This window comes from Desulfoluna sp. CYM3A, from assembly GCF_056829965.1.
In genome coordinates, this window is the sequence record NZ_CP186556.1 from 2,816,838 (window position 1) to 2,830,301 (window position 13,464).

The 13,464-nt window shown below is 45.6% G+C and carries 14 protein-coding genes and 1 pseudogene; 13 read left to right on the forward strand and 2 right to left on the reverse strand.

The genetic code is table 11. The features are described from left to right. The first annotated feature begins 65 nt into the window (after positions 1 to 65). From ACOYW1_RS14350 to ACOYW1_RS14375, 6 genes are all read left to right on the forward strand, one after another. Positions 66 to 1,778, forward strand: coding sequence for an FAD-binding oxidoreductase (locus ACOYW1_RS14350; RefSeq protein ID WP_482423324.1), 1,713 nt, complete (start codon positions 66 to 68; stop codon positions 1,776 to 1,778). An 872-nt stretch (positions 1,779 to 2,650) separates the two neighbouring features. Continuing rightward, positions 2,651 to 3,109, forward strand: a complete 459-nt coding sequence (locus tag ACOYW1_RS14355) for a GNAT family N-acetyltransferase (protein WP_482423325.1) — start codon at positions 2,651 to 2,653, stop codon at positions 3,107 to 3,109. A 243-nt stretch (positions 3,110 to 3,352) separates the two neighbouring features. Next, positions 3,353 to 3,778 carry a heavy metal-binding domain-containing protein gene (locus ACOYW1_RS14360; RefSeq protein ID WP_482423326.1) on the forward strand — a complete coding sequence of 142 codons (426 nt, stop codon included), beginning with the start codon at positions 3,353 to 3,355 and terminating at the stop codon, positions 3,776 to 3,778. Between the two features lie 377 nt (positions 3,779 to 4,155). Next, positions 4,156 to 4,386 carry a transposase gene (locus ACOYW1_RS14365; protein WP_482423726.1) on the forward strand — a complete coding sequence of 77 codons (231 nt, stop codon included), beginning with the start codon at positions 4,156 to 4,158 and terminating at the stop codon, positions 4,384 to 4,386. Then, positions 4,361 to 4,525, forward strand: coding sequence for a hypothetical protein (locus tag ACOYW1_RS14370; protein ID WP_482423327.1), 165 nt, complete (start codon positions 4,361 to 4,363; stop codon positions 4,523 to 4,525). The genes ACOYW1_RS14365 and ACOYW1_RS14370 overlap by 26 nt, the downstream gene beginning before the upstream one ends. Then, entirely contained in the window at positions 4,522 to 4,911 is a 390-nt protein-coding gene (locus tag ACOYW1_RS14375; RefSeq protein WP_482423328.1) for a hypothetical protein, read from the forward strand. Before ACOYW1_RS14370 ends, ACOYW1_RS14375 begins: the two co-directional genes overlap by 4 nt. 38 nt (positions 4,912 to 4,949) lie before the next feature. Here ACOYW1_RS14375 and ACOYW1_RS14380 read toward each other — a convergent pair whose 3' ends face one another. Next, positions 4,950 to 5,624, reverse strand: coding sequence for a hypothetical protein (locus ACOYW1_RS14380; protein WP_482423329.1), 675 nt, complete (start codon positions 5,622 to 5,624; stop codon positions 4,950 to 4,952). 367 nt (positions 5,625 to 5,991) lie between these two features. On the opposite strand from ACOYW1_RS14380, the gene ACOYW1_RS14385 reads away from it, so the two are divergent. The 7 genes and pseudogenes from ACOYW1_RS14385 (at position 5,992) to ACOYW1_RS14415 (ending at position 12,154) form a co-directional block, all read left to right on the forward strand. Next, positions 5,992 to 6,426: a hypothetical protein gene (locus ACOYW1_RS14385; RefSeq protein WP_482423330.1), complete on the forward strand. Its 435-nt coding sequence runs from the start codon at positions 5,992 to 5,994 to the stop codon at positions 6,424 to 6,426. A gap of 611 nt (positions 6,427 to 7,037) precedes the next feature. Further along, complete coding sequence (locus tag ACOYW1_RS14390) at positions 7,038 to 7,583, forward strand: hypothetical protein (protein ID WP_482423331.1); 546 nt, start codon at positions 7,038 to 7,040, stop codon at positions 7,581 to 7,583. Between the two features lie 1,643 nt (positions 7,584 to 9,226). Continuing rightward, complete coding sequence (locus ACOYW1_RS14395) at positions 9,227 to 9,571, forward strand: hypothetical protein (RefSeq protein WP_482423332.1); 345 nt, start codon at positions 9,227 to 9,229, stop codon at positions 9,569 to 9,571. Positions 9,572 to 9,599: 28 nt separating this feature from the next. Beyond that, positions 9,600 to 9,866: pseudogene (locus ACOYW1_RS14400) on the forward strand (DUF1877 family protein); the annotation flags it as partial. A gap of 234 nt (positions 9,867 to 10,100) precedes the next feature. Then, positions 10,101 to 10,553 (forward strand): hypothetical protein, encoded by a 453-nt coding sequence (locus ACOYW1_RS14405; RefSeq protein ID WP_482423333.1) that lies wholly within the window; start codon positions 10,101 to 10,103, stop codon positions 10,551 to 10,553. Positions 10,554 to 11,462: 909 nt separating this feature from the next. After that, positions 11,463 to 11,783 carry a monooxygenase gene (locus ACOYW1_RS14410; RefSeq protein WP_482415920.1) on the forward strand — a complete coding sequence of 107 codons (321 nt, stop codon included), beginning with the start codon at positions 11,463 to 11,465 and terminating at the stop codon, positions 11,781 to 11,783. Next, positions 11,780 to 12,154, forward strand: a complete 375-nt coding sequence (locus ACOYW1_RS14415; protein WP_482423334.1) for a hypothetical protein — start codon at positions 11,780 to 11,782, stop codon at positions 12,152 to 12,154. Before ACOYW1_RS14410 ends, ACOYW1_RS14415 begins: the two co-directional genes overlap by 4 nt. A gap of 857 nt (positions 12,155 to 13,011) precedes the next feature. Here ACOYW1_RS14415 and ACOYW1_RS14420 read toward each other — a convergent pair. After that, positions 13,012 to 13,305: a hypothetical protein gene (locus ACOYW1_RS14420; protein WP_482423335.1), complete on the reverse strand. Its 294-nt coding sequence runs from the start codon at positions 13,303 to 13,305 to the stop codon at positions 13,012 to 13,014. Positions 13,306 to 13,464 lie beyond the last annotated feature (159 nt).

A 13,464-nucleotide genomic window follows, 5' to 3' on the forward strand; every position in this document is an offset into this window, starting at 1 on the left:
CTTTAACAAGTTCTTTCAAAAATATGCTCACGCACACAGATATCAACACACCAAGGAGACCTGCCATGAAACGAAAAAAGCCATCCTTTGAGCCCCAATGGCGAACCACCCCTCCGGAACCCGGAAGCTGGCGATCCATCTTCAAATGGGGAGCCCCGGACGGGTTCAAGCACCCCAACGCCAAACTGTACGCCATGCTGAAGGAGACCTTCGGCCTCTCGGACGACGCCTTTACCGCCCCGGTCTCCTCCGGTGACGACCTTGTCACCTTAGGTGAAAACACCCCTGCCATCGATCCTGAAACCATGGAGGCCTTCACCGCCATCAGTGGCGAGGAAAACGTTTCTGTGAGCGACTACGACCGGGTGAAATACTCCACCGGAAAAACCATGGAGGAGATCTACGCCCTCCGGGATGGAACCCCCGAAAAAGTGGCGGATCTCATCGTTCACCCCCGCACCGAAGAGGAGATCTCCCGCATCGTGGCCCTCTGCCACGAAAAAAAGATCCCCCTTCACGTCTTCGGCGGCGGCAGTTCCGTAACCCTGGGCCTCACACCCAAAAAAGGGGGCGTCACCCTGGTGATGGCCACCCACATGACCCGGGTGGTAGAGTTCAACGAGACCAACCAGACCATCACCGTGGAATGCGGTATCATGGGCCCGGCCCTGGAAGAGCTCCTCAACAACGCCCCCAACACCTTCAACACCCGCCACACCTACACCTGCGGCCACTTTCCCCAATCCTTCGAGTTCTCCACCGTGGGCGGCTGGATCGCGGCCAAGGGGTCGGGCCAGCAGTCCTCCTACTACGGCGACGCCGTGGACCTGGTTTTGGGCCAGACCTGCGTCACCCCTGCGGGCAAGGTCACCACCCTCGATTTTCCCAGCACCGCCACCGGCCCCATGGTCAACGACATCCTCAAAGGAGGAGAAGGCGCTTACGGGGTCCTGACGCGTGCCACCCTCAAGGTGTTCCGCCACACCCCCGAGACCCGCAAACGCTTCAGCTTCATCTTCCCCACCTGGCAGGACGCGGTGAACGCCACCCGGGAGATCTCCCAGGCCGAATGCGGCATGCCCTCGGTGTTTCGCATCTCCGACCCGGAAGAAACCTATATCGGCCTCAAGCAACACGGCATCGAAGGCACCCCGCTGGACACCTTCATGACGTTTCGAGGCTACAAATCCGGCCAGCGCTGCCTGCTCCTCGGCCACACCGAAGGGGAAAAGGGATTCTCCAAAAACGTCTGCAAAAACGTGAGACGTATCGCAAAGGCCAACGGAGCCATGAGCCTCACCGGCTACCCCGTCAAGCTCTGGCAGCACGGCCGCTTCAGCGACCCGTATCTTCGGGAGGACCTGAACGACTACGGTGTGGTCATCGACACCCTGGAGACCGGCGTCAAGTGGGACAACCTGCACAAGGTCCACATGGGCGTGCGCCAGTTTATCAAAAACCGCCCGGACACCCTGTGCATGACCCACTGCTCCCACATCTACCCCCAGGGGACCAACCTCTACTTCATCTTCATCGGCAAATTCGAAACCCGGGATGAATTCGTGACCTTTCAACGGGGCATTATCCAAAGCATCGAGGAAAACGGCGGCACCCTCTCCCACCACCACGGCGTGGGCCGTATGATGGCCCCCCTCATGGAAAAACACCTGGGCAAGGGCCAGATGGACACCCTGAAAGCCTTAAAAAAACACTTCGACCCCAACAACATCATGAACCCCGGCGGCACCCTGGGCCTGGACGAGCCCACCGAGCCCTGACCCGAATTGCCCGAAGCACCCCAATAGCAGTAAGTTACAGCTTGTACCCATGAGATATCCGGGCTAAGGGAGATCGGGACCTGTGCCCCCGCTCCCAACAAAAAACCGCCTCACCGAGTGACCCCACACCCGGAAGGCGGTTTTTTTATGGCAACGAGCCCGTTCGTTTTCTGCGCAAGCCCAATGCCTTCACATCACCCCAGTACCCCAGGAGAAAACCCCATAAATTTGAGTCTTTTACTTCATAGACCCTTCCCTTGATTTCACCTATATTAAATACCGAAGTAAATCCCCTCATCAACAGCATTCCCCCTTAGAGAACAGGTGGACTTTCCCAGAGTCCGCCTGTTTTCTTTTTAGGGTGTCGGCAACTCATCTCCCCCCCCCAACCAACACCCCTCCACCCCACGTAGGATGGGCAAAGCGAAGCGTGCCCATCTAACGCCCCGCCCTTCTCCCAACGTCACAATCAAACACAAATATTCCCCGACAACACACCACAAAAATCAAAACTCAAAACTCGTTTTTAAATTGAATGTTCACGATTTCAGGCGTATGACTAAGAACGTTAATCAATCGAAATGTAGTGTCAATTTCGGGCATTGCCATGTTTGGATAGAACACTCGGAGTTGATTCAACTGCGACCGCAAAAAAATAGCCCAATAGGACAATCAAACTGGAAAATGCACTTTTTCACAGATATACCAACTTTATTGCGCAAAAAGGTATCATAAGACAGATTGAACGATTATATGCGCACAAACGCACAATAATCCACGTTAACGACAGTTTATGATGCATTTGATCGTTTTATTGAGCGATAATGCACCATAATATATGTTAGCGTTCAGTTGGATATGGAAGTATTGATATGATTTCGATTACAAAGGCAAAGTTGTGGGATGCTCCTGAAATTTGGAGAATTCAAAAATCCGCATTTGAGGGGCAGGCAAAAATTTACTACAATTACAAGTTGCCACCATTGGTCCAAACTTTGGAATCATTGAAAGATGAGTTTGAAAGCAAGGTGTTTTTAAAAGCCGAATTCGATAGCAAAATAATAGGTTCTGTACGTTTCACGATTGATGGTAATGCAATTGAAATAGAACGTTTGATTGTAGATCCAAATTTTCAGAATCAAGGCGTTGGAACAGCCTTGATGAAACGAGTTGAGCAAATTGCTGATAAAAAAGTTACCTTCAAATTATTTACCGGAATAAAAAGTAGTCGAAACATCCATCTTTATGAAAAATTGGGCTACAAGACTTATACCCAATCAGAAACACCACAGGGCATTGGACTGCTCTATATGCAAAAATTGCCTCGCTAACAAACATTTGCACGCCGACCGGGCGCAAGTTCAACTTTTCGTGCCTGCACGTTGCCCGGCATTTTTCAAATATCAAACACTGTCGTACTTCGGCGCCCGTCGGGTGAAGTGTGGCGTTATATGTCTTTAAATCTCTGTATTCGATCATAGGAACGTTTGAATGTAGTATTAACTTGTTAATAAAATTGAAATGTGCTGTTTGTGGCCTTAGTATAATCATAGTTGTAAAAAAGGAGCTAATTTGTGGTGGGTCTTATAATTATCATATCGGTTTTTATCTTTTTGGTTTTTGTTTTTGTTTCCATGTTTACTACGAACAAAAAGCGCGAAAAAGCAGCAATAACAAGTATAACTAATATTGAAATGGAATTGATTCAAGTTAGAAAGGACATAGTTTTTATTACTGGCTCTCAGATTGAAGGGCGTGAAGTTCTAAGTGTTATTGGCGGTGTACGTGGTATCTCTAAAACGCAAGCTACAGGTGCTGCGGAGTTCGAACTAAGTGAAAAAGAAGCACTACTAAGTCTCCTAAATGAAGCTCGACAGTTAGGGGCAAATGGCGTTGTAGATGTCCAACTAAACACTGGAACGTATGAAAAACAAGGCTCAAGGTGGCAAGTGTCGCAATCAATATACACGGGTACAGCAGTGTTATTGGAAGACATCTAATTTGGCTTTTTCAACTCTGAGAACAGACATATAACAAACTGTTTAAGAGGAATTCGCAACGCGTGGCATTTTCACTGTGCGTTGGCTTAAGTGTTTAAAGGTGGTGTGCGGTGGCCTCAGTATTGCGTTGCTCACCCCTTAACAGGGCGTTGAGCCTGTAGAATAAGTAAAATTTTAAGATATCAAGATGTATTTACAGCTAAACGCTCGCTATGCTCTTTCTAAATAAATCAGCGAGGTGAGTATGGCTCGATACAAAAGTTATTTTAAAGCCCAGTCGATGCGTATTGACGCCCGGTTCGACGAGCAATTCATTCCCGGCACGTTCGTTCATGCCATTGACCATTTGGTGGATAACGAACTTGACCTTTCAGTGAATTCGACAAGCATTACAGCAACGACAAAACTGGTCGCCCACCTATAACCCTGCCGTCCTTTTAAAAGTCATTTTGTATGCTTATTCCCTGGGCATTATCTCCAGCCGCAAGATTGCATCTTGTTGTGAGTGTCATGTGACTTTTATCGCCCTGGCCGGTGATACCCGGCCCCATTTCACAACCATTGCAAAATTCATTTCTTCATATGGAAACAAATTTCGATGCTTTTGACCCAGTGATCGCCATCTGTTCCATGGAAGCGATAATGGGCAAAAAGGTGTTTGCAATTGACGGCTGCAAGTTAGTCTTGCAAACGCTTCAAAAAGATGGTAGCGAAACCCGTGAAGATTTCTTGATTAAAAGGCAATGATTGAAAAATCTATTCAGTTGATTCTCAAAAAGCACCAGGCGCAGGATAAAGGTGGTGACGAAGGGTCTGATATGACTGCAAAAGAGAAAAAAGCTGTCAAAAGCCTTAAAAAGAAAGCGGACAAGATTCAGGCTTGGTTGGACGAGGGAAAGGAAAAAATCGGAGTCCAAGGCAAGCCCATTCAAAGCAACCTGACTGATAACGAAAGCGCAAAGATGTCCACGTCGCATGGTGTGATTCAGGGCTATACTGGCATTGCTGTTACGGATGACCTACATCAGGTTATTACCCATGCCGAAGCCCATGGTTCATCAACTGAGCATCTTTATTTAAAGGATATGATTGACGGTGCGCGTAAGACGATGAACCAGGCTGAAGGGGAATAATGACTTTAAATATACTATTGTAACGGCGGATACGGCTTTCATTCATCCGATGGGCTCAAGTGGATCGAAGATGAAAAAACCGAAGCGTATATCCCGGACAAACTGTTTGAAAGCGAGATCCTAATTTTGCCACGACCGACAGGCATAAAAGGCACACGGATAAAACTAAAATTGTCAAAAAGGCAAAATAGTTTAAAACCAACGAGTTTGTGTACGACCCTGAAAAAGAAGCCACTGGTCCGGCCGGAAATGAACTCTACGTCGAAAACAGCAACTTCAGAGACCAGAAAGGCCTTAAAGGATTTAACATACGCGGCAAAAAAAGACGGATTGCAGGGCCGTGAACTTCGGTCGAAGTGCATTCGCGGGAAAAGCTCTAATAGAGGCATGTGACAGTTTTTACAAATACCATGCACCAGACTAATACGCTTGTTCATTTGATGATTAAACACTTTGATACACCAAAGGGCAGGTTCTGGTACAGCAGACGTATGGGCACCATTGAACCGGTCTTCGGTAACATCAGAGGCACCCTCGGGCTGAATCGTTTTACCCTGAGAGGACGGGGCAAGGTCGATACGCAATGGAAACTCTTTGCCATGGTTCACAACATAGGGAAGCTGGCTCGATATGCCTGGTGCTGAACAAGAAGATGCGGTTTGAAAAGCCATCAGTGGCACTTGATGGCTGCAAATATAATCCTGCCCCGCCAAGCGTGGTCACATAAAGTTCAGATATGGCGTGAGTATTTTCTTTGGCTGAATTGTGTTGTCGGCTGAAAACTTTACTTTAAAATCAGCCTGGAGAAGCATTCCTGAAAAAGGGGTTATTCTACAGGCTCGTTAGGCGATTATTTATTTATACAAATATTGATCCCACAAATAAATTATTAGCTAAAGTAAATATTTTTGAATTTGTGATTTCATCAAAATTAATTTACAAATAAATAGTGTATATTTGTTAGGTAGCATATCTCTTGCTCAAAAAGCATGAAACTCGTTTATTTAAAAGGAACAATTTTGAAAAAACTGTTTGTTACAGCATTAATTCTAACAATAACAGCTTCCATGAGTGGTTGTTGTGGTAAACCAAATTTCACTCATTCAAGATTTTAAGCAGGTTGAGTTCTCACAACCACAGATTAGTAAAAGTAAGGCATTAATTTATTTTTATAGACCACAGGGATATATAGGCGGCCCAACTAATTACTATATCAATGATAGTACAGTGCCAATTGGAGCCCTCCAAAATGGCTCATTTTTTTATTACATTGCTGAACCTGGCCCCCATATATTTTGGTGTGAAACCGAAGATAAAGCCACAGTGCAACTTTCTGTAAGACCTCAAGAAATTTATTATATAGAAGGCGGAATTAGATCTGGAATAAATTATGTAAACCCAACCCTATCAGTAGTCCCACGCCAATTGGGCGAAAATTCGATTAAAAGTTTAAAATTTGTCGAGCTGATAAATATCCCTGAAAAGGCATATAAACATGCAAGAGGAGAGCAATAAAATTTCTTTTTCCAAAATTTAGCTTAATTGGGTAGCCCGGGGGTTTCTCTCTCCCAGCCCCCCGCCCCCACACCACCCAGCATGCGGGTCCGCACCGGGCGGTTCACAAAGATATCCGGGCCGTAGCCAGGAAAAAGTGTTAAAAGCGAATCTTATACCAAGATGACGGTTTCCACTTTTAACCCTTCAAGGGCACGTAACCCACGCCGCGCCTGTTCCATACTCCTCCTGTCGGATTTATTGTAGCAACAGAGCACATGGTTGCGCCGTTGGTCTTCATGTTCGGTCCTTCGGCAGGGTGAGTCCTCCAGCGATTACCTCGGGGTGTCTCGCGACTCGTTTCCAAACGTCACTCCGTCCATTGTTAAGCAAGAGAATGCTGTTTCGAGAAGTTATCTATGGGCACTTGATAGCAGCAAAATATGGTCCTGCCCCGCCAAGCGAGGTCGCATAAAGTTCAGATATAGCATGAGTATTTTCGGTGACTGAATTGTACTATCGGATGAAAGTTCATTTTAGAATCAGCATAGAGAGGCATTCCTGAAATAGGGGTTATTCTATAGACTCGTTAGGCGTATATTGTATTCTTCTCGCTATACAAGGACCAGCTAATGAAAATCTTCGATAGGTTGTTCAACAAAAGGCAAACGAAACCCACTGAAAATGAATACTTTATTGACCTCATCAACTTCAAATGCAATAATACCGCATTAGGTGAACAACCCACTTTGAAAGAGCACTTTTGTGATTCATTCAAGTATAAGAATGAAGTCTTTGACGACAAATATAATGGAGTTGAACTCGGTCTTTCTCATAGGTCACTTGATTACGTTTTTATTTCTTTGAATGCATTTAATGGGAAATTTCTTGCAAATGGAATTGCCCTTCCTATCAGCACTGACTCAAGTGAAAAGGACATTATAAAACTTTTTGGAGTCCCATATTGGAGAGATGAGGATGATAGTGAAGTTATTCTATTTTATGAAGATGGTCGTATTGAGCTTCAATTCGAATTCCCCCAAAAAAGCACATTGGGTTTTATAACAATGATGAAATCGCCACTATTAGAAGAGCCAGTACCAAGAATCATACAAAGTAACAAAGCCCTGGCCACCCAACACGAAAATTCAAATTCAGACTTATCAACGTTAATTTAGCGCCTACTCTGGTAGCCGGGGGTTTCTCTTCCCCCAGCCCCACACCACCCGGAGGGCGGTTCACGAAGATATCCGAGAGTAGCCAACGAGTAGCTAAAAGAGCTGATCTTGTAATAAGTTGACGGTTCTCCTTTTGACCTACAAAGGCACGTAACCCACGCCGAGCCTGTTTCAGAATCATCCAGTCGAATTCATAGTAGAAGCAGAGCACATGGTTGCACCGTTGTTCTTCATGTTCGGTCCTTCGGCAGGGTGAGTCCTCCAGCGATTACCTCGGGGTGTCTCCGGCTCGTTTCCAAACGTCACTCCGTCAATGACGTATTCCTACACCTACTATGACCTCTGTTGATTCCTGTTCCATCACTGCCTGTGTTACCACAATCAGCGCTGCCATACGGCCGCAAAGTCGAACAGGCCTCCCGGACTCAGTTTAGTACCCCCTTGAGGGGTGTAAGAACGTAATCTTTCTTTACACAACCGCAGCATTTACCATATCCCTTCGAATCCTGGACTTCGTCATGTTGTGCTGACTCATCCAGAGACTTGGCCTTATATGCTGTTTCTGTTCGTCGGCTCATAGATTTGCGGCTTATGGTCCGCTTCCCTCCCGGTCATTCTCGCTGACGCTCGTGATTCCGTAGTTCCATCTCCTCCAGACGGAACCTCACGATGCCGCCCTTGTCTTAGGATAGTGCTTATGCTAAACCGTTGTTTGGTCAGCAGGATTCACGCACAGAGGACTTCCCGGTTAAACTTTCGGGTCACCTCATAAGATTACGCCCATGCCGGGCGTACACAAGCCATTTCACCGGAAGGGCTTACAGCTGCTCTTTGGCGAGCGCCTTCGGTTTACAGTAAATTTAAACCATTTACCGGTGTCGGCACTCGTCGCCCGCGCGGTTAATTCAGCGTTATGTTTCAGTACACTCTATTGTTAATCCATATTGAGGAACCTGAATAATGGATACGGAAAATAAGGCAGCGATATTGGCTCGCGCAGGAATTGTTACTGTTGGTTTGGCTGCTATCGTTTGTGGTATCAATCTCTTGAGTGAGACTTTGTGGATCTTTGGCAACACAATAAATCGTCAATTTGGTCACGAGTTAGTCTTCGATAGCATTATCGTACTGTGTAGTTCCCTTATCGGGCCAGCTTTTATGTTAATATTTGGAATCGCAATTCTAAAAAAGACGGAATCAATTTCACAAAAATATTTTTCTATTAGCTCTATCTCGACAGAAATACTAATATACCGAGTGCTCTTTTGTATCTTGGGGTTATATTACATTTCTCGTGGCTTCATGGATTTTCTTAACGCTCTCTACGAATCTTTCTGTTTATTATTTCACACCTTCAAATATTGACATTCAAATGAGTCCCTCGAGCTATGTGCCCTGGCTTGTTGGGGCAGTGGCAAATTTTTCATTGGGTATTTTTCTATTTCTGGGTGCTCCGGGGCTTTTTGGTTGGTACTTAGGTCGTTGTCACTCTGTAGACAAAAGCATTAAAAAAACATAACAATTGGCTCATGGCCAACCCCAAAAAGCTGGCCAAGTCTTTCGTAACTTCACCCGCTACCCCTATCAGCTTTTTAGGTAGGCATAGCCACGCGTTTTCAGCTCTACAACACAAGGATCTACCCATGGGAATGCATGGTCATTTCAAAGCTGTTCCTCAAAAAATTGTACCAATCCTTTTGGAGTATCCTTTTTTTGTTAACTACTTAGTTGGTTCAATCTCAGCTGACATAACATCCCTTGACCAATACATACGTTATTTAGAGAATCAACAAATAAGGCAGAATGCAAAATACCAGAATGACCTTAACCAAGTTAACTCTAATTCAGAATTGATAAATGATCTTAATTTCGAATTACAAGTGAAATTTGGTGTGGTGAAGTCATATATTCCGATGATCGACCAACTTCGTAAATCAAAGGAATTATCCGTTGATCAGTACTGGCAAGCTATTCACTTTTTAAGTTAACAGTAAATTTGAAGGTGGCAATTCACCTTTAGAAAAGTTTGTTTTAGGCGGGAAACCCATTTGTGAAAATATGGGGTATGATCCACCTATGCTAGTAAATTCTACAGAAGTTCGAGATATCACTGAAGAGTTGAATCGGTTTTCTGTAGAGCAAATACGAAGAGTGTACAGTCCTTTAAGTTTTAACAACCATGAAATTTATCCCGAATTTACCGAATGGGGAGAATGCTCTGTCGAACCTATTTTTAATGATGATTTGGGAAACTTGTTCAACATCAACATCAGCTGTAAATAATAATTATTCAATGATTATTTATATATCATGAATATAGGAGCAAGCCCAACAAACACTTGCACGCCGACCGGCCGCAAGTGCTGCTTTTCGGCCCTGTTCGTTGGCCGATAGTTTTCAAATATCAAACACCGTCATGTACCCGCGCCCGTCGGGCGAAGTGTGGCGTTCGCCTTGGAACCCATGATGTGAACTGGACTTGTTCTCGGAATTTTTGCAATTAGGGTGGGCATATCCTTGATGTCTCCAATGTCCTTCCCAATATTCTTTGTTGTCATTTATCAGTTTTATATTGTTTCGTATTTTTGGGGTAAACGTCGTGGTGAATTTGAATTTTCGTTCCTTGAAGCGTCTTGCTTTTCGTGGAGAGGAGAATCAAGAACTCAAGATTCGGCTAAAGAAAGTGAGGCAAGAATTGAAAATGGGGAGACCCGGCCTCTGCCCATGCAATCTACCGCCGCACTAAAAGATTTTCCGGACAACTTTGTTGCGTGTTTCAAATACGCTGTTTCTTGCGAAAGGATGGGCATGGATGATGACGCTATTGCGTCTTATAATAAAGCCGAAACTCTCATACCCACGCCTTCAACCTCTCTTAGATGTTATGTAGCCAAACAATCTACGCGAGTTAAGAAAAAAGGCCCATCAAGAAGGTCCTCTTCCCCAAGTTTACAATATATTATTTATTAAAAATATCGGCTAATTCAGTGGCGTTTTTCTCCCCCAGCCCCCACACCACCCGGCATGCGGGTCCGCACCGGGCGGTTCACAAAGATATCCGGGCCGTAGCCAGGAAAAAGTGTTAAGAGCGAATCTTATACCAAGATGACGGTTTCCACTTTTAACCCTTCAAGGGCACGTAACCCACGCCGCGCCTGTTCCATACTCCTCCTGTCGGATTTATTGTAGCAACAGAGCACATGGTTGCACCGTTGCTCTTCATGTTCGGTCCTTCGGCAGGGTGAGTCCTCCAGCGATTACCTCGGGCGTCGCGGCTCGTTTCCAAACGTCACTCCGTCAGTGACGTATTCCTACACCTACTATGACCTCTGTTGATTCCTGTTCCATCACTGCCTGTGTTACCACAATCAGCGCTGCCATACGGCCGCAAAGTCGAACAGGCCTCCCCGGACTCAGTTTAGTACCCCCTTGAGGGGTGTAAGAACGTAATCTTTCTTTACACAACCGCAGCATTTACCATATCCCTTTGAATCCTGGACTTCGTCATGTTCTGCTGACTCATCCAGAGACTTGGCCTTGTATGCTGTTTCAGTTCGTCGGCTCATAGGTTTGACGTAGAGTGACCACGCCCTCCGGTCTTTCTCGCTGGCGCTCGTGATTCCGCTACGCTTCATCTCCTCCAGACGGAACCTCACGATGCCGCCCTTGCCTTAGGATAGCGCTCATGCTAAACCATTGTTTAATAGGAAGAATTCAGCCACAAAGGGCTTCCCGGTTAAACTTCCGGGTCACCTCATAAGATTACACCCATGCCAGGCGTACACAAATCTCTAAACTCGAATTGCCAAGCTGGTGCTGCTTCGCTCTGCAACTTTTGGCAACCGGTTAGCTCAAATGTTATGCCTTAAAGGAGGTCAAATGAGCACTTTAAAGCTATGGGATATTCACTTGAAATACGATGGACAAATAACGGATGAGTTTATGGATGGTAACCGTAAGTTGGCCGAGAGCATTGCTGAAGAGCCTGGCGTCATCTGGAAAATATGGACCCACGAAACCGGCACGAACCACTTTGGCTCTACTTACCTATTTAAAAATTTAGAGTACCTTGAAAAATATCGGGAAATGCACATTAAACGGCTTAACGCTATTGGCATCACTGACATCACGGAACATGTTTTTGACATATTAGAAGACCTTTCACGAATAAATCACGCCCCGTTGGAGACAAAAGAATGAGCATGAAGTCTCTACTCGTTATTCACGCCGTAATATACGCTATGTTTGCCATCGTATTGTTCTTTATTCCAGATACCCTCTGGCCATTGTATGGTGTGAGCGTGAACGATCAATATGCCCGTTTTCTGTCTCAACACAACAGTATCTTCCTTGGTGGAATTGCCATTATAGCGCTATTGTTTAGTCGTACTGAGTCAGATGGTGTCTCTACAAGAATACTTGTTACTGGGTTACTCTGGACAAATTTGCTCGGCGTTGCAGTTACTTTATATGCTTGTTTAATCGGGGTCTTTATCGGTTTTGGCTGGTCCGATCCAGCGTTCTTTGCGTTGATGGCGGGGTTATGTGTATGGAGCTTGCGGAATAAGTAGTAACAGGCATACACTCAGACACCAAAAAATGCTGCTCCCTCCTCGCTCTTCTTTTTGCTGCCGATGATGTGAGCGTTTATAACATAAAAAACTAATATTATGAAAATATTAAGCACTTTTGATCACTTTTGTACAAGTATCCAATCCAAATCAAAGTTGATCCTCGATTATGAGCTCATAAGTGGTTGGTTCAATATTGTGGGCTGGACAGCATTGTCTGCAACGATAATTGCTTTATCTCAAAGTTCAAAATCGGTCGTTCTATTTTGCGTTGGGGTGTTTTCAGCTATTCTCGTTTTTTTATATGGGTGGAATTTATTTTTTTCTACTTTAGAGAAATTTATCGACTCAGGCGTAAAATTAACCTTTTTTAAAAAATCAATCATTGTCGCAATCAGTGGATTAATCCCCCTATTTTTGGAGTTTTATATCTACAAAACAATAAAACACATTGTACAGCAATATGTATAGTCGGGTAATGAATCTTCAGCCACTCATCCCTAATGGTGACAAGCCCCTGTCTTACAGACCACTTGTTGTTCGTTTCGCGTTGCGTGGCAAACGTTTTCGATAAATGCCACGGCCTTTTCCGACCCATTCCCACGGAGGTTACTTCGTCCAACAGGCAACCAAGTCTTATGAGATTTCGGACTCCGGTACGGCATCTGGGCCACTGCTTCCAGTAACACATTCTGATGCGCCTCCCCAAAAACTCACAACACCCTATATTCGAACAATTCCGCACACACCAAACCTCGTAGGACGGGCAAAACGGAGCGAGCCCATCAGGCGCGTCCCTCCCCCTCACACCAGCATATAGCGCCTACCGTTCCGCAATGCCCTGAGCCCTGCGGGCTCTATCCCCTCCCCTTCGCCGTCATCCTCTCCTGCTCTGCCCTGTAAAACGACACGATCCGATCCACTGCCTGGTATTGCCGATCCAGAAGGTCTTCGGTGATGGTGCGAAGGCCCCATTTCTTAAAATCGATCTGAAGGCCGTTTCCCCCCGGGGCTTCGGCATCTTCCAGTTCGGAAAAGAACGCTCCCACGGATGTAAGCAAACGGTGTACGTCTTTGATGGCATCGCAGAGTTCAGATATTTCCGACCCTGAAAACATGCGGCGGCCGGGTTGGCTATCCGATGAGTTCATGAGGAACTCCCGTTTATTTTTGTGTGTGGAATATCGGTGCACTCAGTGTGCCATGGCGATAAACAGGCAATAGGGGAGGCACAGGAAACGAGCCGGATATGATTAGCCCATAGCCAATCCCCTATCACCCATTACCTAATCTGTGAGGACCTATAACCT